Annotated in this window: 22 protein-coding genes and 1 pseudogene; 15 read left to right on the forward strand and 8 right to left on the reverse strand. The window is 60.5% G+C overall.

The features are described from left to right. Positions 1-4 precede the first annotated feature (4 nt). The 5 genes and pseudogenes from NUH88_RS22310 to NUH88_RS22265 form a co-directional block, all read right to left on the reverse strand. Positions 5-244: a TlpA disulfide reductase family protein gene (locus NUH88_RS22310; RefSeq protein ID WP_372743523.1), complete on the reverse strand. Its 240-nt coding sequence runs from the start codon at positions 242-244 to the stop codon at positions 5-7. A gap of 1 nt (position 245) precedes the next feature. Then, a pseudogene (locus tag NUH88_RS22315) lies at positions 246-728 on the reverse strand (DUF4347 domain-containing protein); the annotation flags it as partial. Positions 729-1,041: 313 nt separating this feature from the next. After that, positions 1,042-1,764: a response regulator transcription factor gene (locus NUH88_RS15955; protein ID WP_257767390.1), complete on the reverse strand. Its 723-nt coding sequence runs from the start codon at positions 1,762-1,764 to the stop codon at positions 1,042-1,044. 2 nt (positions 1,765-1,766) lie between these two features. Beyond that, entirely contained in the window at positions 1,767-3,767 is a 2,001-nt protein-coding gene (locus NUH88_RS15960) for a sensor histidine kinase (protein WP_257767391.1), read from the reverse strand. A gap of 292 nt (positions 3,768-4,059) precedes the next feature. Continuing rightward, positions 4,060-8,961 carry a DUF4347 domain-containing protein gene (locus NUH88_RS22265; protein WP_308220068.1) on the reverse strand — a complete coding sequence of 1,634 codons (4,902 nt, stop codon included), beginning with the start codon at positions 8,959-8,961 and terminating at the stop codon, positions 4,060-4,062. A 557-nt stretch (positions 8,962-9,518) separates the two neighbouring features. Between NUH88_RS22265 and NUH88_RS15980 the strand changes: the two genes are divergently transcribed. The 8 genes from NUH88_RS15980 (at position 9,519) to NUH88_RS16015 (ending at position 14,645) form a co-directional block, all read left to right on the forward strand. Continuing rightward, a complete protein-coding gene (locus NUH88_RS15980; RefSeq protein ID WP_257767392.1) occupies positions 9,519-9,854 on the forward strand; it encodes a DUF6916 family protein in 336 nt (111 codons plus the stop codon). Positions 9,855-9,867: 13 nt separating this feature from the next. After that, positions 9,868-10,521 carry a phage tail protein gene (locus NUH88_RS15985; protein WP_257767393.1) on the forward strand — a complete coding sequence of 218 codons (654 nt, stop codon included), beginning with the start codon at positions 9,868-9,870 and terminating at the stop codon, positions 10,519-10,521. A 53-nt stretch (positions 10,522-10,574) separates the two neighbouring features. Next, a complete protein-coding gene (locus NUH88_RS15990) occupies positions 10,575-11,201 on the forward strand; it encodes a phage tail protein (protein ID WP_257767394.1) in 627 nt (208 codons plus the stop codon). A 45-nt stretch (positions 11,202-11,246) separates the two neighbouring features. Continuing rightward, positions 11,247-11,867, forward strand: coding sequence for a phage tail protein (locus NUH88_RS15995; RefSeq protein ID WP_257767395.1), 621 nt, complete (start codon positions 11,247-11,249; stop codon positions 11,865-11,867). 445 nt (positions 11,868-12,312) lie between these two features. Next, the gene (locus NUH88_RS16000; RefSeq protein WP_257767392.1) at positions 12,313-12,648 is read left to right on the forward strand and encodes a DUF6916 family protein; all 336 of its coding nucleotides are present in this window, start codon (positions 12,313-12,315) and stop codon (positions 12,646-12,648) included. A 13-nt stretch (positions 12,649-12,661) separates the two neighbouring features. Further along, complete coding sequence (locus NUH88_RS16005; protein ID WP_257767396.1) at positions 12,662-13,309, forward strand: phage tail protein; 648 nt, start codon at positions 12,662-12,664, stop codon at positions 13,307-13,309. Positions 13,310-13,362: 53 nt separating this feature from the next. Further along, entirely contained in the window at positions 13,363-13,971 is a 609-nt protein-coding gene (locus NUH88_RS16010; RefSeq protein WP_257767397.1) for a phage tail protein, read from the forward strand. A 47-nt stretch (positions 13,972-14,018) separates the two neighbouring features. Beyond that, positions 14,019-14,645 (forward strand): phage tail protein, encoded by a 627-nt coding sequence (locus NUH88_RS16015; protein WP_257767398.1) that lies wholly within the window; start codon positions 14,019-14,021, stop codon positions 14,643-14,645. A 14-nt stretch (positions 14,646-14,659) separates the two neighbouring features. Here NUH88_RS16015 and NUH88_RS16020 read toward each other — a convergent pair whose 3' ends face one another. Both NUH88_RS16020 and NUH88_RS16025 read right to left on the reverse strand, forming a co-directional pair. Beyond that, a complete protein-coding gene (locus NUH88_RS16020; RefSeq protein WP_257767399.1) occupies positions 14,660-15,346 on the reverse strand; it encodes a hypothetical protein in 687 nt (228 codons plus the stop codon). A gap of 521 nt (positions 15,347-15,867) precedes the next feature. After that, on the reverse strand, positions 15,868-16,782 hold the full coding sequence (locus NUH88_RS16025) for an ArdC family protein (protein ID WP_257767400.1): 915 nt from the start codon (positions 16,780-16,782) through the stop codon (positions 15,868-15,870). A gap of 677 nt (positions 16,783-17,459) precedes the next feature. On the opposite strand from NUH88_RS16025, the gene NUH88_RS16030 reads away from it, so the two are divergent. From NUH88_RS16030 to NUH88_RS16060, 7 genes are all read left to right on the forward strand, one after another. Continuing rightward, positions 17,460-17,888, forward strand: a complete 429-nt coding sequence (locus NUH88_RS16030; RefSeq protein WP_257767401.1) for a transcriptional repressor — start codon at positions 17,460-17,462, stop codon at positions 17,886-17,888. Next, entirely contained in the window at positions 17,885-19,012 is a 1,128-nt protein-coding gene (locus tag NUH88_RS16035; RefSeq protein WP_257767402.1) for a CobW family GTP-binding protein, read from the forward strand. Before NUH88_RS16030 ends, NUH88_RS16035 begins: the two co-directional genes overlap by 4 nt. A gap of 171 nt (positions 19,013-19,183) precedes the next feature. Continuing rightward, complete coding sequence (aztA, locus tag NUH88_RS16040) at positions 19,184-19,930, forward strand: zinc ABC transporter ATP-binding protein AztA (protein WP_257767403.1); 747 nt, start codon at positions 19,184-19,186, stop codon at positions 19,928-19,930. Next, positions 19,927-20,796: a metal ABC transporter permease gene (locus tag NUH88_RS16045; RefSeq protein WP_257767404.1), complete on the forward strand. Its 870-nt coding sequence runs from the start codon at positions 19,927-19,929 to the stop codon at positions 20,794-20,796. Before aztA ends, NUH88_RS16045 begins: the two co-directional genes overlap by 4 nt. A gap of 25 nt (positions 20,797-20,821) precedes the next feature. Then, complete coding sequence (locus NUH88_RS16050; protein WP_257767405.1) at positions 20,822-21,829, forward strand: metal ABC transporter substrate-binding protein; 1,008 nt, start codon at positions 20,822-20,824, stop codon at positions 21,827-21,829. Positions 21,830-21,890: 61 nt separating this feature from the next. Further along, positions 21,891-22,574, forward strand: a complete 684-nt coding sequence (locus NUH88_RS16055; RefSeq protein ID WP_257767406.1) for a DUF1007 family protein — start codon at positions 21,891-21,893, stop codon at positions 22,572-22,574. After that, positions 22,571-23,626, forward strand: a complete 1,056-nt coding sequence (locus tag NUH88_RS16060; RefSeq protein ID WP_257767407.1) for a nickel/cobalt transporter — start codon at positions 22,571-22,573, stop codon at positions 23,624-23,626. Before NUH88_RS16055 ends, NUH88_RS16060 begins: the two co-directional genes overlap by 4 nt. Positions 23,627-23,839: 213 nt before the next feature. On the opposite strand, the gene NUH88_RS16065 is transcribed toward NUH88_RS16060, so the two are convergent. Next, positions 23,840-24,994, reverse strand: coding sequence for an iron-containing alcohol dehydrogenase (locus tag NUH88_RS16065; protein ID WP_257767408.1), 1,155 nt, complete (start codon positions 24,992-24,994; stop codon positions 23,840-23,842). Between the last annotated feature and the right edge of the window lie 70 nt (positions 24,995-25,064).

Consider the following 25,064-nt stretch of genomic DNA (forward strand, 5'->3'; position numbering starts at 1 on the left):
GTTCTTAGAACTGGCTGACAACGCGTTTGCCTCCGTGATCCTGGGAGAGAGCCAGAATTGTCAGCACTCCGCGGTCGAATTCATCCTGAAGACGGTCGAGTGACGGCATCTCTGCCACACAGGGCGGACACCAGGTGGCCCAAAGATTGACCAATACAGCTCGGCCCCGAAAATCGCCAAGGCCCTTCGAGGTGCCAGTGAGAGCGGCCATCCTCCCCTCGGCCGAGCATGTCGCGACCGGCATGGACGCTTATGCCAAGCACGGCTTCCAGTAACAATACCAGCGCCCTCCCGTCCTGCCCCGCCCCGGTGCGGCAACCGTGAAGCGCGATCCGAGAAAGAGGAGCGCCGGAAAGTGCTGTGGCGAAGCTCTCCGCCGTTGCCGCAGTCCGGCGCCAACCGTCGCGGGAGATCTCGCCGGGTGCGCCATGACCGACAAGATGCAGCGCGACCGCACGGCCGGTTTCGGCGTGGATTGCCGTCAGAGCTTCGAGAATACGCTCCGGCAAAGAAGAGGAACCGTCTTGCAGCAGACAGACATCACGGGGGAGCGTGCTCCGGAGGATATCGGCGTCTTCCAAATCGTGACTGATGACGAGAAGAGACGGCTCCCGAATGGCATCACCATAATCGGCAATGGAAAAACCGCCCTCACCGGAACGGGCGGACCTTGCGGTGTCTTCGTAAGCCCCAGGGCTCGTCCTGCTTTTTCCGATTGCAAATGGCATTGCAGCAACTCCCAAACGTCGAAATACGACGGCGCGATCTACCGCCGACAGGCAGAGACTTCAGCGCATCGCGCGCTGTGAAAGATTTGAATTGTGTTTCCGGAAACGTTGCATGCCGGCCATGCACCAGGCGGCTCGACCACAACAATCTATTCGACCAGTTGGTAAAAAATAATAATTTCTGGCTAATGAGCAATGCTCATTCTGTTACAAATCATCTTAAAAAATCACAAAAGGTAAAAATCCGATATAAAGTACAGTATTCGCTCAAGCGGGGAGCATTATTTCCATGTTTGTTTTGAAATTTATTCAATCATGATTTCCTTAAAACAGAACGTGCAAAGAAGTATCCCTGATTATGGGCGGAGCCGAGTGGCGCTTCGAGATCGAGTTCTGTTTCGATCTTATGTCGCAATCGATAGACGACCTGGTCGACAAAGCGATGGCTGGCCAATTGGTTCGATTTCCCCATATGACGCGCAATGTCGAACCGGGAGACTGGTCGTCCCGGCGCTTCAGTCAGACAATCGAGCAATTGGGTTTCCGCCCGGGTAAGTGAAATATGACGTTTGTCCGGCCCGGTGAGGTGCCAGCCGAGCAGATCCAGTTCCCATTCGGGAGCTTGAGTATTGTCGGATGCGTCTGTTTCCGCATGGCGGCGGTAGAGGGCGCGGATCGCCGCAGAGAGTTCGCCGAGATCGACCGGTTTCACGAGGTAGATGTCGGCGCCGGCTTCGTACCCGCCGATCCGGTCATCTACCGCGCTCCGCGCCGTAGTCATGATGATGCCGACGCCGGGCGCCCGCTGGCGAACGGCCGCAGCAATGTTGCTTCCGTCCTCTGTGCCGAGCCCCAAATCCAGAACGACGATGTCGGGCTCGCGTTCACCAAAACAGAGCCAGAAGTCGGGACCGTCCGAGACGCCGCGAACCGTCATCCCATGATCGGAAAGATAGCTTACGACTTCAACGAGTAAGTCATGCTCATCCTCCGCCACAATGACGAAGGCGCCACCTTTTTCCGGATGTTCCTTCATTCTCAAGTTCCTTCAGTGTCAGGGTCCAGAGGCAATCGGAGCGTGAAGGCAGCTCCTCCGCCGGGGCGATCCGCATAGGTAATCGTGCCGCCATGAGCGCTGAGGATCGCCCGGACGAGAAACAGGCCCAATCCGGCGCCTGTCCCGCCGGACCCGCTCCGGGAGCCGCGGTAGTATCGCTCGAACACCCGCTCCCGGTCGGTTTCGGGGACACCAGGCCCCCTGTCCATCACTTCGATTTCTATCTGCGAGCCTGCCGCGTGCACGTGGGTCTCTACAGGCGATGTCTCGGGCGAGTATTTGGCGGCATTGTCGATCACATTGCTGACAGCGATCTCGATCAGACGGGGGTCGACAGTCATAAGCAGAGGACCTTCCGGCAGGTCGAGTTCAAACTGCCGCGTGGCATGGGCCGCGCGGATCGTGGCGATGACCTCTCCAACCAGTTTGCCCGCTTCAAGCCGCTCTTTGCGCAACTGCATCTGGCCGCCGCGGATCCGCTCGTCGATGAGGCAGGTGTCGATCATGCGCCGCAACCGGCGGACCGCTGCACGGCCCCTGTCGAGTCGACCCCGGCTCGCTGGGGCCCCGCGCGCGAGGTTCTGGATCATATTGTCGATGATCGCCAATGGATTGCGAAATTCGTGACCAACCATGACAACGAATTGCTGTTGAAGGCGTTGGGCCTCGCGCTCTCGTATGACCGCAGCGTCGAGGTCAGCGGTACGCGCGGCGACACGGTGCTCAAGCAGCGCTTCATGCTCGCGGGCCGCTGTCAGAGCCTCATGCTGGATTCGATCCTTGTCTTTTTGGATGCGACCGAGACGCTGCAGGAGCAAGTAAGCGAACATTATCATCTCGAACACAGAAGCGAGTTGGGAGACGGTCAGTGTGAATACGTTCGTCGGAACGAGGCCTATATCCCGAAGCCAACCGATGGGAACGACGATCAGGATCCCGAGCCAGGTGAGCATGAGCGGCCGCGCTCCCGCCACGCCCCGGACCATGCCTACGATGGTCAATGCTCCGATAGCGCAAGCGCAGGGCAGTACAACCGCGCTGACGAGTCGGTTGGCCCAGTAACCGAGATCCGTTGGGACGGCAAGACAGACGGCCATGAGCAGGACGCCGCTTGCTGACATACCCCAAAAGATCCAGTGCGCGAGCTTGGGAACCTGCGACGTTGCCAGAAAGGCGGCCGCGAAGGCGAATGTCGTCGTCAAAGTCATCGCAACGAAGAAGTGTCCGACAGAAGGGTGATGCAGCGGAGTATTCGGCCAGAGATAGCCAGGTCCGCTTCCAGCCAGAATCGCCCAAACCCCCGTATGTGCCACCAGGTTGGCGATATAGATGAGATAGATGCTCTCTCGCGTGACTCCGAAGAGACCGATGGCAGACAGTGTCAAGACGGCAATGACACCGAAATAGAAGGTCTGAAGAGCAAGAAAAAGCCGCTCCTCCGAGAGCAACCAGTCGAGCTTTCGGAGTTTCAGATCCAAGGTCATTGTGCTGCTTGTTTTGCCCTTGACCAGCAGCACGGTTTGGCCCGGCGGGAGATCTATCGGTGCGATGTGGAACCGGCTGCGAAAAGGCGATTGGTCCGGGACCATGTCGCCGAGTTCCGTCAATGGTTCCAGATGTCCTGACGACGTCAGAATGTCGACTTGCAGCCGATCGAAATTCGGCAGCTCAAGGCTCAGATACCATCGGCCCGCCGCATCAGGCGTCACGTCCAGCGCAATTCTGGCCCAGAGTGTTTCGGGGATGTATCCGAGACTGTAGACTGCGTCCTCTTCGATCGCGCCGGGCTCTGAGAGCCGCTGGAGGGCCTCGTCCGGCGACAGCTCGCCTTGCGGGTCCATCACGATCTTCCTTGGGATCAGCGGGATGGATATGTCCTGCTGCGTAACATGGACCGCATCTTTTCTGTCGGCGGCAGAGGCGTGGCTCGCGCCGAGGACAGCGCAGGCCAAGATGAGCGCGAGCTTGAATAGCAGACGCATGATGCTCCCGGTGAGCTAGGAGAGGAGTGAACAGACAGGCACAGTTTTACATATCAAAATACGCCGATAGTCTGAAATTGCATGCTATTTTCAGGTGAATTCGAATCTATGTGCGAGATGCCGTGAGGAATAGGCTCCGCGGTCGAACTCTTTCGGCTACCCGTTCGTTGCATTGTCTTCTTTCAAGGGTGTTGGAACGTTCCGTGCTTCGATGACCTCTCCTCAACCGGTTGATCCGGACGGAGCAGTTCGGTTGCAGCGGTCCAGGATCGGACACTGAGCGAAGAGGGCGCTACCCCAGGTCCCATCCTGTCGAGGCTTCGATGTCGGTCTTGGAGACGCCGATGATCGTGACGGTGCCGCCATCGGAAAAGGTGACGATTGTCGAGCCGCTGCTCTCGGTGCCGCTGGCGACGCCGAGGCCGTTCTGCAGCGCGAGCGTGTCGGTGCCTGCCGTGAAGTCGCTCAGCTGATCGTCGCCGCCGCCGAACTCGAAGACGAAACTGTCCGCGCCCTCGCCGCCGACCAGGGTGTCATTGCCGAGATTGCCGACGATCAGGTCGTTGCCGCCGCCGCCGACGATCATATCGTTGTCCTGGCCGCCATAGAGCTGGTCGTCGCCGAGATTTCCGGCGAGTGTGTCGTTCCCTTGGTTGCCATAGAGGATGTCGTTGTCCTGTCCGCCATAAAGCGCATCCTCGTTCTCGCCGCCGAACAATGTATCGCCGCCGCGGTTGCCATAGAGCACGTCGTCGTCGTTGTTTCCGAGCACGGTATCGCCGTCCTGGCCGCCATAGAGCGTGTCCATGCCGCCGCCGCCGAAGACGCTGTCCGCACCCTGGTTGCCGTAAAGGATGTCCTCGCCGTAGCCGGAGCCGATCGTGTCGTCCCCGCCGCCGCCGGCCAGCGTGTCGTCCTCCGCACCGAGCGAGATGAATTGCTGCGCATCGTCGCCGACGACATAGTTCTGGCCCGCTCCGCCGGTGACGGTGGCATTGCCCACGATGGCGGCGAACTCGATATTGTCGAGCTGCAGGTTCGGGCTTGACGTCGTCGGCAGTTGGCGAAGGTCGATGACGAAGGCCTCCGACTGCGTCCCGCCACTGATTCCGGTAATGACGATGGGCTCGGAAAGGGAGCTGGACGTGGTCGTCGGAATGATGGTGCGCACGTCCAGTGTGGTCGTCGCGGCAAGATCGTTCAAGTAGGTCTGGGCGCCGCCAATCAGATCCGTCTCGGCGGTGCTGTCCCGGTTATCGATGGCGGTGACTAGAGTGGACAGCGCGTCGGTCCCGGACTGTGCCGTCGACGGCCCCTCGGAGGTGATGGAGACCGAGGGCGGTAGCGTGGCGGTGACCACGTTGCCGTTATTGCCTGTGCCCTCGACGATGGCGGCCGAGCCAGACGTTGAGCCGTTGTTGCTGATTGTCCGTGCCCCGCCCGTCGCCGTGTCCGTCGGATCGTCCACAACCGTCACTGGTCCGGAAGAGCCGCCACCGCCGGAGGATCCACCGCCACCGGAGCCGCCACTGCTCGCGGGGACGGCGGAGAAGGTGAGTGTGTACCCTTCGCCCGCTTCCACGGAGACGAGCAGCGGGCCGGAAGTGTCCTGCAGAAACAGGGTCCGGCCATTGCCGAGATCGATGCTACTGCCGAGCTGTTGGCCATCGAGGTCCTGGACGCTGGAGGAGTCGACGGAGATGGAGTCGCCGGCTTCCAGGCCGACAATCGTGTCGCCGTTGAAGGCGTCCACAGCGCTTATGAATTCGTCGGCGCCGGCCCCTCCGATCAACGAATCGGTGCCGGCACCTCCCCGTAGCAGGTCATCGCCCGCGCCGCCGCTCAGAACGTCATTGCCGTCGCCGCCTCTGAGCGTGTCTTTGCCGGCGCCGCCATCGATGGTGTCGCCCCCCGCGCTGCCGGTAAGGCCCTGATCCCCGGCGCTCCCGGTGACGATGAAATGATCCAGCCCGGTATCGCCGGCACTGAGTCCGGTGTTGACCGCCTGCGCCGCCGTCAGTGTGACGGTCTGTGCGGTGCTGTCTCCCGACGTGGCGAGGGTCTCGACCGCGCCGAGAGACGCGTCCGTCACCGATCCGGTGGCGGTCAGGGTGATCGTGTTGGCTCCGGCGGCGTTCAATGTGCCGGTGAAGTCGCCGAGCTGGTTCGCCGTCATCGTCGCCGAGCCGCCGCTCGCGAGGGAGAGGTTCTCGATCCCGGAGATGGTGGCGCCGGAGAGATTTCCGCCATCGCCGACCGAGAGCGTGTCGTTGACCGTGCCGTCGCCGGTCAACGTGCCCGTTAGCGCGAGCGTTCCGGTATCGAAGGTGATGGCATCGGAGGCTGCGGTGGCGCTGACGGTATGCCCCGCATCGGTGATCGTGATCGTGCGGGCGTCGGTGCTCGAATCGCCGGCGACATAGCTCTCGATCGCGTTTGCCGTCGAGAAATTGCCGTCGCCGGAAAGCGTCACGGTCTCGGTCCCGGCCGCCGTGACGGTGCCGGTGAAACCGTTGAATTGCGACACCGTCATTGTGACGGAGGCATCGGAGCCAAGCGACAGATCCTCGATTTCGCTGAGGGTGGCTCCGGAAACATTCGCACCGGTGGCGAGCTGCAGCACGTCGTTCGTCGAGCCCTCACCGGTCAGTGTCCCGGTATAGGTGAGGCCGCCGGCATTGAAGGTGACCGCGTCGGTCCCGGAATTGGCCGTGACGCTGGTCGTGACCGTGCCGCTGCCGCCGAGCGTGATGGTGCGTGTATTGCTGCCGTCGTCGCCGACGGCATAGGTTTCGATGGCGCCGAACGTCGTGAAATCGCCGTTCTCGGAAATGTTTACGGTCTGACTGCCGGGCGCCGCCGTGCTTGTGAAGCCGGCATGCTGCGTGGTGGTCATGCTGATCGACGCGCCGTCCGCGATCGAGAGGACCTCGAAATTGCTGAGCGTGGCGCCGGTGAAGTCGTCTCCGTCATCGCCGACCAGCGTGTCCGTGCCCCCGCTGCCGCCGTTGATCGTGCCGGTCAGGTTATCGATCATGGTGTGGGACGCGACCGACTGGCTGGCGCCGGCGCTTCCGGTCACGTTCTGTGCGACATCGCTGATCGTGAAGGTGAAGGCGTCGTTCAGGACAAAGGTTTCGATATCGCCGCTGCCCGCGAATGTGCTGTCGCCGTCGGCAGAGTCGAGAGTGATTTGATCGCTGTTGCCGCCGGCGGAGATGAAAAGGAAGCCGTCATACTGGGCCTCGGTCATCGTCACCGAGCCCGAGACCTCCAGGAACGCGAAGTTCGAGACGGTTGCGTTCGCGAGACTGTCGCCGGTGTCGAGCACAAGCGCGTCGCTTCCGCCGGCGCCGCCGTTCAGAGTTCCGGTGAGCGCGTCCACCGAGGCGGAGGACTGCACCGTCTGCTTCGCCCCCGCGTTGCCGGTCACGTTCTGACCGGCGGCGCCGACAGTGAAGGTAAAGGCATCGTTCAGAACGTAACTTTCGATCTCGGCGCCGCCGGTCACGCTGTCGTCGCCGCCCGCCGAGGCGAGCGTGATGCTGTTCGTACCGGTCCCGTTGATCGCAGTGCTGAAGGCGTCGTGCTGGGCGCCCGTCATCGTCGCGTTCACACCGTCGTTCAGCGTCAGGGACTCGAAATTCGAGAGCACGAAACCCGTGGTCGTGAAGTCGCCGCCCTGCGCCAGGATCAGCGTGTCCGCGCCGCCGCCGCCATTCGCCACCGTGCCGGTGGCGATATGGCCCGACTGGGCGATGGTCAGGGTCTCGTTGCCGCTGCCGAAGGTGATGCCGGGCGAGAGGTTGGTGCCGTCGGTGGTGTCGAAGCCTGAGGCGGTGGTGCTGGCAGACGTGAGGTCGGTGATATTGATCGTCACCGTGTCGGCGGTGCCGTCCTCGGTGCCGTCGTTCGGGGTCACCGTCAGCGTGACCGCGGAGGTGCTCCCCGCGTCCGGGGTGAAGGTGATCTTCGAGGTGTCGTTGAGATAGCTGTTGAGGGCGCTTGCCGACCCGGAGAGGGTCATCGTGCCGGTGCCGGAATTGGCGACGGTCACGCCGTCGACGGTGCCGTTCCCGTCCGTTGTCGCGATGGTGGCGGAATTGTCGACCGCGAGCGTGAGGGTGATCGAGTCGTTGTCCGAGTCGGAGATATCGTAGGCGGAGAGATCGATCGCGCTATTGGAGGAGGCTTCGTTGACGGTGGCATCGGCGGGGGCGCCGCCGAGCTCCGGTTTGTTGTTCGTGACGGCGGTGAAGTTGATCGTGTCGACCAATGCGCTCCAGCTCTGACCAGCTCCGTAGCCGATTGTAAAACCGCTGATCGATGTCCATGCCGGATTGGGACTGATATCGACACCGCTGCCGTCCACCGACGTATCGCTAAGCGTGGTCGCCGCGCCGCCTGTGCCACCGGATCCCGGCGCTCCGCCCGTAAAGGGTGTGAACGTGAAGATGCTACCGTTGTTCGCCTCGTTGGCAGTCGCAAATCGGAAGCCCGTGACAGTGACGGGACTCCCGAAGGCGAAGGTGATCTCGGCATTTGACGCGATTTGTGCGGAGGGGAAGAGTACTTTCCCTGCCGTACCGCCAGAGCCAGAGACCTCGAGGAGACCTAAGTTGTTGGTATCGTTTTGCAAAGACGCGGTCAGCGTCGTGGTGCTGTCGTCGGCCGTCGTTGTGACCGTTTTGTCGCTGCTGTCGGTGTCGCTGTCGAAGGTGAAGGTCGGCAATCGGTGCGGATAGGCGGCGAGCGCGTCCGCGCCGAAGAGCGCCGCGGCGGCGGGCAGTCCGTCCCAGCCCACGCCGGCGCCGAGATCGGCCGTCGCGGCCGCGACCTTCACGCCGAGGAGCGTGCGCAGGGTAGCGACGAATTCGGCGCCGATTTCGCCGGCGCCGGTGGCACAGGAGACGAGGACCACCCGGGCCGCGGGCGACAAGGCCCGGGCGATGCGCCGGAGCGCGTCCCGCTCACACAGCAGCCGGCCGCGATCGACCCGCGTTCCGCAGAGCCGAATGGCGCCGGGAGCGCCATGGGCCACGATCACGAGTTCGTCTATCTCCGGCGCATCCGGCAGGGATGCGGCAATCTCCTCAAGTGGATTACCGCTCCCGCTCAGGTTGCGTATCCGGACCGGCGCGATCACGCCGGCCTGGAAAACGACCGGATCGCGAACTGCGGAATCTAAAAACAAGAATTTCTTGCACGCAGCAGTATTCATGTTCCCGTATCCCCAAGAGCCTACCGGGCGCAATTCCAGTCGGACATTGGCTGCGCGGCCGATATATCGAATTTCCTATGAAAATCAGACTTTTGAAATTTCGAGTCAATGTCTCAAATGTAACAAGATGTGACAGAATTAAGTCTGCAATTGACTTATAATTTCCGATAAATAAAAACATACTCTTGAAAAAGCAGCGTCCTGAGATTTTGCGTTGACTTCAATTGACTTGCGGAATTTATATTTATGCCGCAGGCGAGTTTGCTCTTACTCAAGCCCGTCCCATTCCGGAGCGTGCGGTCAAGCGGGGATTCACGTGGGCGTTCCGGGTAAAATCACTAAAAAAATACGTCTAATAATTCTTTATATAGGTGCTGCTGATCGCGATGCGCGAGCCGATGTCGAGTGTGGGAACCCAGGCCACCACGGCCAGATCGTGCATGGAACCATATGTTGCCTCGCCGGGTCCGGAACCGCAGTGCCATGGTCCGGCATCTGCCGCGCCTTTGTCGCAGGAAGGAAAGTTCCAAATGTCCGTTGCCCCGACCAGCCTCTACATGCTCCGGGCGGAGCATTTCAGCGACAAGATCGGTCACCGCTTCGATCTTGAGACGCCGGCAGGTACGGCGCCCCTGGTGCTGGCGAAAGTCGATGCCGGAACGGAGCCGATCTTCAGCGGCACGGACCGCGTGCCCTTCACGCTGGTCTTCATCGGCCCGCACGCCGAGCCGGGCACCGGGCACTGCATGATGAACCTCCGCCACCGGACGCTCGGCCTGATCGAGGGCATCTTCATCGGCCCCAATCTCGGGACCATGGAGACCGAATGGGGCAAGGGCCAGATCTGGTCCGCCACCTTCACCTGAGAGGAGGACGACCATGCCCACCGATCCATTCTGCGGCGAGATCCATCTCTTCGGGTTCGACTTCGCGCCCAGAGACTGGGCCTTTTGCAACGGCGCGGCGTACGACATCGGTCAGAATCAAGCCTTATATTCCCTCATCTTTACTCTTTACGGCGACCGGTCCGAGGATTGGAGGAACCCGATCCCACTGCTGCCAAATCTGACGAGCCGGGCGCCGGTCGGCATCGATGCGGTTGAAGACAAAGACCACAATTGGACGATCACGACGCCCGTCGGCAGGGTCGCGGGATCGGAACAAATCGTGCTGACGGAAGAGACCATGCCGTTGCACGGTCATTCGGCAAGTTTTTCCGGCGAGCCGGCTGAAGGGGCCGCCATTCGGGCAAGCCAGAATCTGGCGACGCTGTCGGAACCATCGGAGGGGGCTTATCTCGCCGTGCCGCGTCCCAACACATTCATTCAAACAGCGACTTACGGATATAAGGACTGGCCGAACGGCGACGACTCGCTGGTTGATGTCGGAGGCGTGTCAGGGGGCGTTTCGAGTTTTGCGGGGGGCGTGGAGCTCGAGACAGCAGGCTCTGGCGTTCCGATTGACATTCGCAATCCATTTCTTGCCATGAGTTATTGTATCGCCCTCGTTGGTGACTACCCGAGCCGTGGTTAAAATGTTGGAAAGCAATCAACCATTTGCGTCAAACGTGGTCGAAAGGTTCTCTGATGGGGTATAAATCTCTTGTAGGAGAAATCATCCAAGTCGGATTTCCCTTTTCGCCATTAAACTTTTGCTACTGCTTCGGACAGGAAATAGACATCAGCCAGCATCAGGCACTTTATTCATTAATCGGCACGATCTACGGGGGTGACGGACGTGTGTGTTTCAATGTTCCCGATTTGCGTATGCGGTCCCCGATCGGTGTCGATAGTAACTCGGACGATCTGTACTTCAGCAATGTCGGTTTCAAGTGGGGGTACGCGGAGGTTGAACTCACAGAAAGCGTGATGCCGCAACATTCTCATGAGGCAACTTTTTTCCCGGACAATGAAAAGTCCCAGGCACGTGTTGTCGCGACGAAAACGCTGGCGACCGAGCCGAGTTCAGAGGGCGGCTACCAGATCGCCACGCAGAGGTCCAATCCGTCGGCATCCGGGAGCTTCGGCTTCGTTCCGCCGGAAGGTGCCGAGCCGACTGTTGAACTGGGGGGCATGATCGGCGGCGGTGGCGAAGCGGCGGGAAATGTAAGTATCGAGCATTACGGTGGACAACAAGCGGTGCAGATGCGCAGCCCGTGCCTCGTCATAAATTTCGCCATCTGCTTCGATGGCTACTACCCGCATCGGCCGTGATCCCGCTCATGGCGACCGCGTTTTCAGATCGACCGGAGTAAGCAGATGGGAATAGACCCGTTCGTCGCCGACGTTGCTATCTACGCATTTAGGTTTGCCCCGGTGAACTGGGCAAGCTGTTACGGCGCGCCCATCAGTCAGTCGCAGAACACGGCTCTCTTCAGTTTGATCGGCACGACCTATGGCGGGAGCAGGGCAAACTTCAATCTGCCGGATCTGAAGCTGCGCACACCGATTGGCTTCGATAGCGGCGGTAGCAACGGCCTGACGTCCTTTGCGCTCGGGGCAACGGGTGGCGCCAACAGCATAAAACTGGATGTGTGGAATTTGCCGGAACATAGTCACGTCGCGGGCTTCGTCTCAACGAGTAAGGGACTGCCTGCCAGGTTCGAGATGGTCGATGGATCGGCGACGGAGAGCATCCCGGAAGATTGGACTTTTCTCGCAAGTCCAAGTGCCACGTCCGGCGGTCCGACGACGCTCGGGTTCGGTGATTCCGACTCCGACGAGGACAAAGTCAAACTCGGCGGCGTCAGCGGCGGTGTAACGAGCGGAAGCGTGACGATAGGCAGTTCGGGTGACGGCGAGAGATTCCAGAATTACGATCCTTTGCTGACGGTGAACTTTTGCATCGCTCTTGATGGCATTTACCCGTCGCGGGATTGACTCGACGAAGAGCTGCCCGCCGGACTGTATTGCGGTCCGTCGAGGACCGGGAAGTTAACCGCTCGGCAGACAGCCGATGCGTTCGCGTAAAATGCGCGGTTGCCTGAAAAGTGCTGTCTGGGCCAGCCCGGACGAGGGGCCCGGTGCGCCAGTGCGGCAACGCGCGGCGTTTCGCGCTGCATGCCGTCCGTTTTCCTTTGATCAGACCGTCATTTCTAGGAAAAATTATTATCATGACTTGCGTCCACCTATATGACAAAAGAAAAAATGTAACAAAAAGTAACGGTATTGAAAAATAGGAGAATTGATTTAAATAATGTTGTGGAAAAGTGACTTTTTTATTTGATTCAGAAATCGAGTTTGTGTTTTTTGTCGAGAAATACTGTGCGGCGTGGTGTGAATTAAAATGCGCCAACCGATATGAACCGGGAAAAGGAAGTGGCGCATGTCCGTTGCCCCGACCAGCCTCTACATGCTCCGGGCGGAGCATTTCAGCGACAAGATCGGTCACCGCTTCGATCTTGAGACGCCGGCAGGTACGGCGCCCCTGGTGCTGGCGAAAGTCGATGCCGGAACGGAGCCGATCTTCAGCGGCACGGACCGCGTGCCCTTCACGCTGGTCTTCATCGGCCCGCACGCCGAGCCGGGCACCGGGCACTGCATGATGAACCTCCGCCACCGGACGCTCGGCCTGATCGAGGGCATCTTCATCGGCCCCAATCTCGGGACCATGGAGACCGAATGGGGCAAGGGCCAGATCTGGTCCGCCACCTTCACCTGAGAGGAGGACGACCATGCCCACCGATCCATTCTGCGGCGAGATCCATCTCTTCGGGTTCGACTTCGCGCCGGTGGACTGGACCTATTGCCGAGGCGCCCCGTTCAATGAGGGGCAGAACCCGAGCTTGTATTCCCTGATCGGGGCTTCCTATGGCCACTGGGCCAAGGATCCAAAGAACGAGATCGTTCTGTTGCCGGATCTCACGAGCAGGAGTGCCGTCGGGGTAGGCGTGAAACACACCGCGAAGACGCACGAGGTCGAAGTGCCGCCGGGCAAATTCGGAGGATCCGAAGAGGCCACGCTCAAAGTGGCGACCATCCCGCCGCATTCGCATCAAGCGATCTTTTCCGGAGAGCCCGCCAAGAACGCCAGTATGAGGGTGAGCCAGAATCTCGCAACCGTTGTCGTTCCGTCGGAGGGGGATTATCTCGCGGTGCCGCGTTCGAACACATTTTTCCAGAATGCGACCTATGCGTTCGGACCCATGCCTGAAGAAGGAGCGGCGGTCGGAGGCGTCTCGGGAGGTGTTGCCTCGTTCACTGGCAAGGTCGATGTCCATGACGCCGGATTGGAGCCGCCGGTGGGCTTTCCTATTCGCAATCCCTACCTCGCAATGAATATTTGTATTGCGCTGAAGGGCGCTTATCCCGACCGGAACTGATGTGTGTGATTCATTGGTCCGGTCAGGCAAGAAGGAGTTGGGAGGTGACTATTATGGGAAACGACGCCTATCTAGGCGAGATTGTTCAACTCGGATTTTCTTTCGCTCCCTTGAGTTTCGCGATTTGTAGCGGTCGAAAGCTGAAAATCGCTCAGAACTCAAAGCTCTTCGCCTTGTTTGGAACAGTCTATGGCGGGGACGGACGTCATGAATTCGGTTTGCCGGATCTTCGCGTGCGGTCCGCAACGGGCGCTCACCGTCCATTCACGAGGGTGGGTAAAAGTGGCGGCTATGCCGACAAGATCGTACACAAGTCGGCATTGCCGACACACACGCACGAAGCGACGTTCATCCCGGACGACTCGCAAACCAGGGCCCGCGTCCGAGCCGCGACAGCCTTGGCGACCGATGCGAGATCCGACGGGATGCCGATCGCACCTCCACGTCCGGGGGTAGAGGCGTCGGGCACCCCCGGCTTCATCCCCGCAGACCAAGCTGAACCGACTGTGATGTTGGGCGGAATGACCGGCGGCGGCGGTGCAGCGAAAGGACATGTCGAATTGAAGAACTCCGGTGAAGGAAGAAAAATGTGGTTCCGCAGTCCCTATCTGGTCATTAACTTCGCGGTTTGCCTCTCCGGCCCTTTTCCGTCGCATTCGTGAAGAGGCCTCTGACGCCATGAGATCCGTTTTCTTGCCGGAGTGAGGCTATGGGTACTTCCCCTTACATTGCCGATGTCGCTATTTACGGCTTCTGGTTCGCGCCGAAAAACTGGGCCACCTGCAATGGTGGTCTATTCAAGCTCTCTCAGAACATTGCTCTCGGCAGCCTTATCGGCCGGATCTACGGGAGCGACAAGGATTGCGTCGCGTTGCCCAACCTGGGAGATCGGGCGCCGATCGGGTTTTACAGCGGCTACGGCGGCGGGGGGTTGTCGCGGTTCGAAATCGGAGACTCGGGTGGAAGCAAAGAAGTATTGCTCTCGCCGCAGCACCTGCCGGCGCATTCCCACGAAGCGACTTTCAGCCCGCTCGGCAATGGAGAGCCGGCGAAGCTCGAAATGAATGACTGGCCGGCTGATGAGAGTGTCCCGGTGGACGGCGATTATCTTGCGGTTCGGGGCGCGACAGCGGATGGACCCGAGACGCTCGGCTTTGGCGCCTACGCGGGACCGGAGGCTTTCGTGGAACTCGGCGGCGTCGAAGGAGGCGAGACGACCGGCCGCGTGTCGGTTCTTGTCGATGAAGGGAGTGAGCCGGTCAATATAGTGGACCCCTTTCTTACGCTGAATTATTGCATCGCGTTGAGGGGGACCTTTCCCTCCCGAAGTCACTAGGGCAAGAATCGATCTCAACCTGTCCCGCTCGCGTCGTGCCACCAATCAGTCCGCAGCGGCGCCCAAGTTGTGCCCGCGGAGGCCAGTTTTTCCGGAAGATCCGGCCACTCGGGCAGGATGAGCGGAAGTCCGAGGTCTTCCTCAACGATCCGGCGGATCACCGTCCGGTCGAGCGCCGGGGCGCCGCCGGTATGCCTGCAGGCTTGGCGCCAGATCTCCATCTCCTGACCCCAGAAATAGACCTGCTCCGCACCGATATTGGATTGCATTTGCCTGACGTCGGCGAGCTTGCCGTCTTCCGCCAGTCCAAGCCAGATATCGGCCTGTAGCGAATGGACCGGGCTGTCCGGACGCCATGTCAGAGCGTCGGCCTCGACGACGGCGAGTTTGGCCCGCGCGTCGGGGGGCAAGGCCTCGAACAGCCCCTGGGCCCGGATCAGCGCGATGACGTCCGGGTCGCGCTCGACAACTGTTACGCGATCGACTTCCGGGCGCAGCGCGACGTTCGCCGCGGCCCAGCCCATGCCAAGTCCGAGGACGACCGTATGGCCGCGAGCTCCCAGAACGCCTACTTTCTGGCTCTCGATCTCGACCGGCGTCAACGACATCCAGGAACTCTTCGAAAGCCGGCCGGGCCCGATCATGATCGCGGATTCGAAAATGGGATACTGGTCGCCCCAATAACCCCGACCGCCGGCCATTGTGATTGTCCGGATTTCCCAGTCTCCGAATGTGCCAGTCCGGTACTCAGGTATGTAAAGGCCGCAGCCTTCCATCGCCGTCCGAAAGGGGCAGGGATAGTTAAGCGGTGAGATGGTATTCTGCATCTGACGAGTGTTCCCGAAATGCGAGCGCAATCTTATCTGGGTTGTGTCTCGATCATTCTAATAACCGCATCATTTTTGCCGAATAATGGCTTTTGGGACACTTGAGTTCCAGCGATTCCGGCAGTTCTCAGCACATGGATGTAGGCTGTATTGAATAGCCAGGACACTCGTCGGTCGCGGACAGAGTTCGACACGCTCATCGCGCGATCGCGCCATGACGAAGTGGGATGGAGCCAATCGCGCCACACTTGGGGCACAACGCCAGTCGCGATGACAATCAAGTATCTGATCAGAAAACAAAAAACCTGAAGTGATCGGTCCCTTGGTAAGGGAGAGGTCGAGTGTTCAAATCACTCCGGCAGCGATCTGGGAGCTATCGGGTCTGAACATCGCCCTTACTCCGCCGCTTCCGGCATCGCTGCCGCTTGCTGGAAACCGTCGAGATAATCGACGGCTTTCTGTGCATGGGATGCGGCGCGGAAGATCGCGCGCTTGTCATCCTTCAGAACCTTCAGCCAGCTTTGAATATAGGACGCGTGATCGGAGAGATGGTCCGGACGGAGACCGAGAGAGGCACCAAGGAACGCGGAACCGAGTTCGGCGAACAGCTCCTCCAGGGCGTATCTGTCGTCGCCCCATTTCTTGCGCCCAAAATCCCGCTCAAGGCGCCCCGGTCCTTTGGTCCAGTGGATGTGTTCGTGCGCAAGGGTCGCATAGTATTCTTCGGCATCGGCAAAGGTCTCGTACGGAGGCATGCGGATATAATCAGCCGCGCTGCCGTAGGCGTAGAAAGCTTGGTTTCCGCCGTGCCTAACATCGGAGCCGGTCGCGGCAAAATACCGCTCGGCGGTGTCGTTTCGCTCGGCGGCCGGACGTGGCTCTGACGGCGCTGGATAGAAGTTCGCGTGCAGTCCGTCAATCTGATCGGCATTGAACACCGTGTAGGACCGCATGAAGCGGATAACGCGGGTGTCTTCGTCGGTTTCGGCCTCGTCCTCCTCGTTGGCGTTCATTGTTCCAGCATAGAAAACGGCGGCGCCCTTCTCTCCCTTGCGGACCTGTCCGCCAAGTTCTCCGGCCTGCCGGTAGGTCATCCAATAAGGCGAGGTGTAGCCGCTCGCCTGCGCGGCCATCCAAAGGGCAATGACGTTGATTCCCCGATAGGCTTCGCCGGTGACGCGCAACGGCTGCTCCGGGATCTCGCCCGCGTCCCTCGGCTTCTGCCAAGGGCGCACGCCCTCTTCCAGCGCCGCGATGATGCGGTCGGTCACGGCCTGCATGTGATCGGTTTTCGGAGATTTGTCGGTCATTTTTTGCCCATTCTTTGGTGGCCGGGTTGCTGTTCCTGACTGCAACCCGGCCTCTCCGGCGAGGAGCGGGAGTGGGGTGAAAGGCCGGCGTTCCGGGAGGGGTATCGCCCACCCTTCAGGGGGCCGCGGCGCGGCCGGTTGCAGGGCCTTGGCCCGAAACCTGGGGAGACCCGGAACGACGCGAGGGGACCGAGTTCAGCCTTTGTGGGGAGGGGGGCAGCGTCCCCTTCCCGCACCGAGCGGATGCGAGACTTAAGGAAACCGCGCCTCCCGTAAAAAGGGAAAAGATCATTCCGCTTACTGGCGAACAGTGGGATGCGCTGGCCTAAATCACCGAGCTAGTTGCCCGGTTTCGCCCCAAAGCGGTCGCTCGGAGTGCTTGTAACGACCGTCTCACAGCGTCCATTTAAACCAATTGTGACTGCTGCAACCTCAGACAACCGCAAGCCGTCCTGTAGCTGCTCTTGTTCACTCGGTCTGTTGCCTTTCGTCGCTCGATTGGCTTGGAGCGACTGACAGCTGAGCATGCCGATTTTCAGCGCATTGGGATGATGTGTCTTGAGATATCGGCGGCATCTCTCCGTCATCCTGGTGACAGAATGAATCCCGAAATTGACTTTGTTATGTTATAACATTACAAACTCGAAAATTGACACCTTCGGGCCGCATCTGACGCCATGACCTCCGACGTTCAAGCGAATAGCAAGAGAGTCTCCAACCATCTTCGCGTCCTGCGCATTCTCCGGCAGTCTAACGGCCCTCTGACCGCGTATCAGATCCTCAATCTGCTGAGGAAGCACGGCATCTCAGGACCCACAACTGTTTATCGGGCGCTCGATCGTCTGATTGAGAGTGGGCAGGTTCATCGCATCGAGTCCCTCAATGCCTATGTGATCTGCAGCAATCCTGGTCACCGAAGCGCCGCTGGTTTCGTGATTTGCGATCGTTGCGGCGGCGTATCCGAGTTTTTCGATGCCGAGGTCGAGGCACGATTGCGCCAGCTGGCAGAGGATCTCGGCTTCGGAATACGAGCCGGAAACATTGAAGTCCGGGGCAAATGTGGCGACTGCCTCGCGTTACCTCGAAAGGCCGGGGCCCAGCTATGATTGACACCCCTATCCCAGTCACTCTGCTCACCGGCTTTCTCGGCAGCGGAAAATCGACCCTACTAAGCGGCATCCTCCGCGATCCGCGGTTCAGCGACACGGCGGTCGTCGTCAACGAGTTCGGAGAGGTCGGCATTGACGGCTTCCTGGTCGAGCATTCCCTCGAGCAGACCGTCGAGATGACCTCCGGATGCCTATGCTGCACCATTCGCGGGGATGTCCGCGAAACCCTGCTGAGCCTGCATCGTCGTCAGGAGGAAGGACAGGTTCCCTCCTTCGAGCGGCTGATCATTGAGACCACCGGCCTCGCCGATCCCGCGCCGGTCATCCACACCCTGATGACCGATCGCAGACTTGCACGGCGCTACATGCTCGGCGGCGTCATCACGGTCGTCGACATCACGACCGCCGAGATGACCTTCGAACGCCACGAAGAGAGCATCAAGCAGACTGCGGTCGCAGATCGGATCGTGCTCACCAAAACGGATATGGCCCTCGATCCAGCCTCGCGCTCCGACCTCGCGGCGCTGAAGGCCTTGCTGCGGCGCCTCAATCCGGCGGCGCCGATCTTCGACCGCCACGATCCCGCCTTCGACCTACGGCAGCTCTTCAACACTTCGCTCTACGATCCGGGAACAAAAAGCCTCGACGTCCAGGGATGGCTGAACGCGGAGGCCTATACGCCGGATGACGATCACGATCATCATCACGGGCATGGGCACGATCACAGCCATGAACATCATCACGGCGATCACCACCACGACATCAACCGCCACGGCGCGGACATAGAGGCCTTCAGCCTGGAATTGGACAAACCAATCAGCAGCGCGGCCTTCACCGTGGCTCTCGACCTGCTCATCTCCTACAAGGGCGCAGATCTGTTGAGAGTCAAAGGTATCCTGAACATTCGGGAGAAGCCGGGCACGCCCGTTGTCATCCATGGCGTCCAGCATGTGTTCCATGAACCGGTCTGGCTTGAGGCGTGGCCGACAGAGGATCACCGCAGCAAGATCGTCTTCATCACGCGCGGCCTCCCGAGGGAGACAGTCGCAACCTTCTTCGAGGCGCTGCAGGTCATCGGCGATAAAGAGAGTTCACGCGTCCCCGAGAGCGAAACCCTCTGATGAGCGAGAGTAACTCAGCCTTTCCCCTACGTGGCGGAGGGCGGCTCGTGGCCTCTCCTGGCGTGACGCAGATGACCACATTGACGATTGGAGCACCCTTGCGCATCGCCGTCGCCCTTGTTTTTGCGGCCATGCTTTGGATCGGTGTTTTTTGGGCCTTGGGGTAGCGATATGGGCCCCTCTGTTACCTTCGAGAATCTAACACTCGGATACGATCGTCATCCGGCGGTTCATCATCTGAACGCGGTCATCGAGGCCGGTGCCCTGACGGCAATTGTCGGCCCCAACGGAGCCGGCAAGTCGACCCTTCTGAAAGGCATCACCCGGACCCTCGTGCCTTATGAAGGCAGGATAACCATCACCGAGAACGAACTCCACCGGATCGCCTACCTGCCGCAGCAAGCGGATATCGACCGGAGCTTTCCGATCACCGTCTGGGATCTGGTCGCGATGGGACTGTGGCGCCGGATCGGTGCGTTCCGTCTGCTTCGCGGCGACGACCGGCGGCGGGTCGCGGAAGCGCTGGATGCTGTCGGCCTCACCGGTTTCGAGAGACGGCCGATCGGGTCGCTCTCCGGCGGGCAGATGCAGCGCACACTCTTCGCTCGTCTGCTGCTACAGGACGCCTCCCTGATCCTGCTTGACGAACCCTTTACCGCCATTGACGAGAAGACCGCGGCGGACCTGTTGGACCTGATCGCACACTGGCATTCAGAGGAGCGTACGGTCATCGCGGTCCTGCACGATTTCGACCATGTCCGAACCCATTTCCCTCGCGCCATGCTGCTCTCCCGCGAACTGGTCGCGACCGGCCCGACCGCGGAGGTCCTGACCGGACCCAATTTGGCCAAGGCCCGACAGCTCTGCGAGGCCTTTGACGAAAGTGCTTCAATCTGCACGCGGGGTGCGGCTGCATGATCTACGACACGCTGCTCTCCCCCTTCATCGAGTTCGGCTTCATGCGCCGGGCCTTGATCGGATGTCTCGCACTGGCTCTCGGTGCGACGCCAGTGGGCGTTTTTCTGACCTTGCGGCGTATGAGTCTTACTGGCGATGCCATGGCGCACGCCATCCTGCCCGGCGCCGCTATCGGTTACCTGATCGCCGGTCTCTCGCTCGGCGCCATGACGCTCGGCGGCATCGCCGCCGGACTTGCCGTGGCCATCCTGGCGGGGATCGTTGCCCGCACGACGATCGCGCGGGAAGATGCCAGTCTTGCCGCCTTCTACCTGATTTCGCTCGCTCTTGGCGTGCTGATTGTCTCGACCCGCGGCAGCAACGTGGATCTTCTGCATGTGCTGTTCGGCACAGTCCTCGCGCTAGACAACGACGCGATCTATCTGACGGCAGGGATCGCCACTTTCACCCTTTTCGCGCTCGCGCTGTTCTATCGGCCGTTGCTCATGGAATGTGTCGATCCGGGGTTCCTGCGCTCTGTCAGTCCGTTCAGCCCGGTTGCCCATTACGGATTTCTCGTCCTGACGGTGCTGAACCTGGTCGGCGGGTTTCATGCGCTGGGCACCCTGATGTCCGTCGGGATCATGATCCTGCCGGCCGCCGCAGCACGGTTCTGGGCCCGGGACGTCGTCGGCCTGCTGGCCATCGGCAGCACCGCCGCCTTCCTCTGCGGCGCGATCGGCCTGCTGCTTTCCTATCACTTTAGCCTTCCCTCCGGCCCGGCCATCATCCTCACCGCCGGTGTTTTCTACGTGCTCTCGCTCTGCCTGGGCATACACAGCACTGCGATGACCAAGCTCCGTGCCAGCCGTCATCTCGAAGCGTGACATTCAACCATCAGGAGACTGACCCGTGTTCAACAGACGTACGATCCTCTGCACCGCGTTCGTCGCGGCCGGCCTGGCCCTCGCGCCGGCAGCCCAAGCGGCCGAGCCGGCAAAAAAAGTCGTCGCGTCTTTCAGCATCCTCGGAGATATCGTGAAGAATCTTGGCGGGGACCGGATCGAGGTTGTGACTCTCGTCGGCCCGAACGGAGACGCGCATGTGTACCAGCCGACGCCGAAGGACGCCCGGTCCGTCTCAGAAGCCGATCTTGTTATTGTGAACGGTCTCGGCTTCGAAGGATGGCTGGATCGGCTCGTCGAGGCCGCAGAGTACAAGGGCACGGTCGCCGTCGCGACAGCCGGTATCGAGGCACTCAAGAGCGACGAAGATCATGACAGTGAGCATGATAAGGACCACGACAAAGATCACGCGTCTGAAGAGTCGCACGAGCACAAAGCCGAGGCGGGCCACGAGGAAGGTCATGACCACCATCATCACCATGGGGAATTTGATCCCCATGCCTGGCAAAGCGTGGCGAATGCCCGCGTCTATGTCGAGAACCTACGCAAAGCGTTGACCGACATCGATCCATCAGGCGCGGAGACCTACGCCGCCAACGCAAAATCCTATCTGACGAAACTCGGCAAGCTGGACGCTGAAATCCGCAGCACCGTCGCCTCTCTGCCGGTGGAGCGACGCAAAGTCGTCACCTCGCACGACGCCTTCGGATATTTCGGACATGAATACAATATCGAGTTTCTCGCCCCCGTCGGGATGAGTACCGAATCTGAAGCCTCTGCCGCGGACGTCGCGCATCTGATCCGTCAGATCAAGGAGGAGAAGATCCCTGCGATCTTCGTAGAAAACATTACTGACCGCCGTCTGCTTGACCAGATAGCCCGGGAAACAGGCGCGGTCGTTGGCGGGACGCTCTTTTCCGACGCACTCTCAGGCCCCGAGGGACCGGCCGGAACCTACGTGGAAATGATGCAACACAACATTCGGACACTGGCGACTGCGCTTTCCTCTTCTTAACTGCTGCGCCATGGGGTGTCGGCACAGGAGTTCCGGCGCCCCAACCGGCGGATGGAAGGCGATGATCACAAAAAACAGGTCGTACGGGACCTCGATCCTTCGGAGCGGCTGGTTCTTCGGGATTTTTGCCTTTGGTCTGGCTCTCTTGGTTTCGGCGCGCACCGCCGAAAGCCATCCGCATGCCTGGGTCGATATCACGGTGCAGGTGATCTTCGATCCAGCGGGGGACGTCGCCGGCCTCAGGGAGCACTGGCTGCTCGACGAGTTCTATACCGTCTTCGCACTGGAAAGCATGGGCGCCGGGGATGCCGGGCCGACGCAGGCGGCAATAGACGATCTGATGAAGAACAACATGAAGAGTCTCGCCGAGTACGACTATTTCACCCAGGTGGAACAGGCGGGTAAACCGATCGCTTTCGGACCGATAACCAAGATGGCGTCGCAACTGAAGAACGGCCGCCTCCTGATGAGCTTCATGCTACCCTTCAAACAAGCGGTCAATCTCTCCGACGGACCACTCGATTACAGAATCTTCGATCCAACCTATTATATCGAGGTGCTGCACGCGCAGCAGGATGACGCGATCCAGCTCCAAGGGGCACCCGTCGGCTGCAACCATCGGCTGACCGCGCCCAGACCCTCTCTTGAGGATATCGCGCGGGCGGCGCGCCTCGACCAAACCCAGTCCGGAGGTGACGGGCTCGGCATCCTTTTCTCCGAACGTGTCGAGGTATACTGCCCGTGAGAAAGGCATGTTTTCTTGGCATTTGTGCCCTGGTCTCGGTTCTGCTTCTCAGCGCGCCTGCGTTCGCGAGCGCGCTGTCCCCGGCGCCGGCGGACCCGTCTCATTTCACTCGTCTGGTGCTCTGGATCTTCGAACAGCAGAAGATCTTCCACCGAGAATTGACCCAGGGTCTTCGGCACCTGAAGGCGGAAGGTGGTATCGGGGCCGGATCGGGCCTGATCGCCGTCAGCTTCCTCTACGGCCTGCTGCATGCAGCCGGACCCGGACACGGCAAAGCGATCCTGACCACATATCTGCTGACCCACAGGGAGCGCGTACTCCGCGGCGTGCGTCTCGCGGGCATCTCCTCTGTCTGCCAGGGTGTGACCGCGATCGCGATCGTTTACGGGGTGACCTGGATCGCAGGGTTCTCACCGCGGGAGGCTTCGACCGCAACGCTCTGGTCGGAGCGCGTCAGCTACGCGCTCGTCATGTTGGTCGGTGCGATGCTCGCGCTTCGCTCGATACGCTCGCTGCAGGCGCATCTGCGCCAGTCCCGTCGTTTTCGAACCGGCGGCGCGTTGCAGTTCGGCGGCCTCTCCGGCATTTCGAGCCAAGCCATTCCGTCGCTCGGTGAGCCTCTTTCGTTCTCCGTCGTGGGACGTCTTGATTCGGGGGATTGCGGCTGCGGCCATTGCCATACCCCGTCAGTTGTCGAGATCGATCGCGCGGCAAGTTTCCGCACTGCGCTCGGCTTGGTCCTCTCCATCGGCCTCCGCCCCTGCACCGGTGCAATCCTGGTCCTCGTCTTCGCTTCCATGATGGATCTGCCGGGCGCTGGTATCGCCGCCGTCATGGCGATGTCGATGGGAACTGCGGCAGCGGTCGCCGGCCTCGCCTTCCTCGCCGTCAACGCCCGCAAATGGGCGACGCGGGTCACTCTCGGACGGAACCGGAGGCTTGCTTATGCCACCGAGATCGTAACCTTCGCAGGAAGTGCGGTGTTGATCCTCCTCGGCGCCTCCTTGTTCGGCGCGAGTTTCGGATCGGCGCATCCGATGGGTATGCCCTAGAGGCCGAACGCGTATCCGGTTCGGCCCCGAGGTACAGGAAACCCTCAATCAAAGCATGTTAGGCCGAATACAAGCGCTGGTCGCCGTGAGCAATCTGACAATCAGAATCAGGCACACCGCGAGCCAAAGCTGCCTTTAGCCAAAAACCGGAGGGGAACGGCCGATCACCGCGCCGGCAACTGGAAAACCCTGACGGTCCTGTTTCAGCACCTCTCAGAGAGCCTTGGCATAGATCGCGTGCGCTGCCTCCAGCGTCATCTCACGAGGGTTGTTGATGAGGAGGCGTTCTTGCTTCATCGCATCCTCCGCCAGCATCGGCAGGTGGTTGTGGTTCACTCCCACCTCCGACAGGCAGGACTGCATGCCCAGTTCAGGACCCAGCGCGAGGAAACCCGCGATCAGACCCTCGGCGCGCGCGATTTCCGATTTGCCGGCCAGTTCAGGGAATATCAGCGGTGCGAGTTCCGCATAGGCCGCTGCTGCTTCAGGCAAGTTGTATTCTAGAACATACGGAAGAACGAGCGCGTTCGAGAGCCCGTGGGGAACGTGGAAATGACCGCCGAGAGGGTAAGCCAAGGCATGCACGGCGGCGACCGGCGCGTTGGCGAACGCCATGCCCGCCAGCATTGAGCCCATGAGCATCTTCGCCCTGGAATCCCGGTTCTCCGGCGTAAAACAGGCCGGTCGGATATTCTCACCCAAGAGTTCCAGCGCCTGCTTGGCAAGGCAGTCGGACACCACGTTTTTCAGGCGTTTCGACGTGAATGCTTCGATGGCGTGGACCATTGCGTCGATCCCGGTCGCTGCCGTGACCGGAGCCGGCAGACCCACGGTCAGCTCGGCGTCCAGAATGGCGCAATCCGGAAGTAGCTGCGGTGCGACGACACCTTTCTTTTCGTTGGTGCCGGTGGTGACGATCGAAATCGGCGTTACCTCAGATCCCGTACCTGCGGTCGTCGGCGCAAGGACCAGAGGCAGCCGTTCGCCGCGTACAAGATTTACGCCATACATCTCGCCGAGCGGTTGATCGGTATTGAGAAGCATGGCGATCAGCTTCGCGGTGTCCAGCGACGACCCGCCACCGACGGACGCTACGCAATCGACGCTTTCGGCGCGCGCCTGCTCTACCGCGGCAAGGATCATCGCTTCGGGTGGGTCGGGTTGCACATCGGCGAAGGTCCAGACCTCCAAACCGGCCTTTCGAAACCCATCGAATGCCGCATCCGCCAGGCCCAGTTTAAGGATCATCTCATCCGCTATGAAGGCGACCTTGCGCCGTCCTTGTCCGGAGAGGTACGCGCCGATCTTGGCCGTCGCGCCGATCTCCGCGAGGACGGACCGTGTTGTCTGAAAGCTGAAGGAGTCCATGACGTCATTCCAGTGGATCGCAGATGGGAGGGAACAAGCCGGAGTGGCAGGGTGGCTGGTTATCGGCAAT

The organism is Nisaea acidiphila (assembly GCF_024662015.1).
Classification (GTDB): Bacteria; Pseudomonadota; Alphaproteobacteria; order Thalassobaculales; family Thalassobaculaceae; genus Nisaea; species Nisaea acidiphila.

Bases quoted from the DNA above. Each gene is read 5' to 3' on its own strand.
- NUH88_RS15955 (WP_257767390.1), bottom strand. From the start codon at position 1,764: ATGAAGGAACATCCGGAAAAAGGTGGCGCCTTCGTCATTGTGGCGGAG.
- NUH88_RS15980 (WP_257767392.1), top strand. From the start codon at position 9,519: ATGTCCGTTGCCCCGACCAGCCTCTACATGCTCCGGGCGGAGCATTTC.
- NUH88_RS16010 (WP_257767397.1), top strand. From the start codon at position 13,363: ATGGGAAACGACGCCTATCTAGGCGAGATTGTTCAACTCGGATTTTCT.
- NUH88_RS16020 (WP_257767399.1), bottom strand. From the start codon at position 15,346: ATGGCCGGCGGTCGGGGTTATTGGGGCGACCAGTATCCCATTTTCGAA.
- NUH88_RS16065 (WP_257767408.1), bottom strand. From the start codon at position 24,994: ATGGACTCCTTCAGCTTTCAGACAACACGGTCCGTCCTCGCGGAGATC.
- NUH88_RS16025 (WP_257767400.1), bottom strand. From the start codon at position 16,782: ATGACCGACAAATCTCCGAAAACCGATCACATGCAGGCCGTGACCGAC.
- NUH88_RS15990 (WP_257767394.1), top strand. From the start codon at position 10,575: ATGGGGTATAAATCTCTTGTAGGAGAAATCATCCAAGTCGGATTTCCC.
- aztA (WP_257767403.1), top strand. From the start codon at position 19,184: ATGGGCCCCTCTGTTACCTTCGAGAATCTAACACTCGGATACGATCGT.
- NUH88_RS16045 (WP_257767404.1), top strand. From the start codon at position 19,927: ATGATCTACGACACGCTGCTCTCCCCCTTCATCGAGTTCGGCTTCATG.
- NUH88_RS16000 (WP_257767392.1), top strand. From the start codon at position 12,313: ATGTCCGTTGCCCCGACCAGCCTCTACATGCTCCGGGCGGAGCATTTC.
- NUH88_RS16015 (WP_257767398.1), top strand. From the start codon at position 14,019: ATGGGTACTTCCCCTTACATTGCCGATGTCGCTATTTACGGCTTCTGG.
- NUH88_RS22310 (WP_372743523.1), bottom strand. From the start codon at position 244: ATGCCGGTCGCGACATGCTCGGCCGAGGGGAGGATGGCCGCTCTCACT.
- NUH88_RS16030 (WP_257767401.1), top strand. From the start codon at position 17,460: ATGACCTCCGACGTTCAAGCGAATAGCAAGAGAGTCTCCAACCATCTT.
- NUH88_RS15960 (WP_257767391.1), bottom strand. From the start codon at position 3,767: ATGCGTCTGCTATTCAAGCTCGCGCTCATCTTGGCCTGCGCTGTCCTC.
- NUH88_RS16055 (WP_257767406.1), top strand. From the start codon at position 21,891: ATGATCACAAAAAACAGGTCGTACGGGACCTCGATCCTTCGGAGCGGC.
- NUH88_RS15995 (WP_257767395.1), top strand. From the start codon at position 11,247: ATGGGAATAGACCCGTTCGTCGCCGACGTTGCTATCTACGCATTTAGG.
- NUH88_RS15985 (WP_257767393.1), top strand. From the start codon at position 9,868: ATGCCCACCGATCCATTCTGCGGCGAGATCCATCTCTTCGGGTTCGAC.
- NUH88_RS16005 (WP_257767396.1), top strand. From the start codon at position 12,662: ATGCCCACCGATCCATTCTGCGGCGAGATCCATCTCTTCGGGTTCGAC.
- NUH88_RS16035 (WP_257767402.1), top strand. From the start codon at position 17,885: ATGATTGACACCCCTATCCCAGTCACTCTGCTCACCGGCTTTCTCGGC.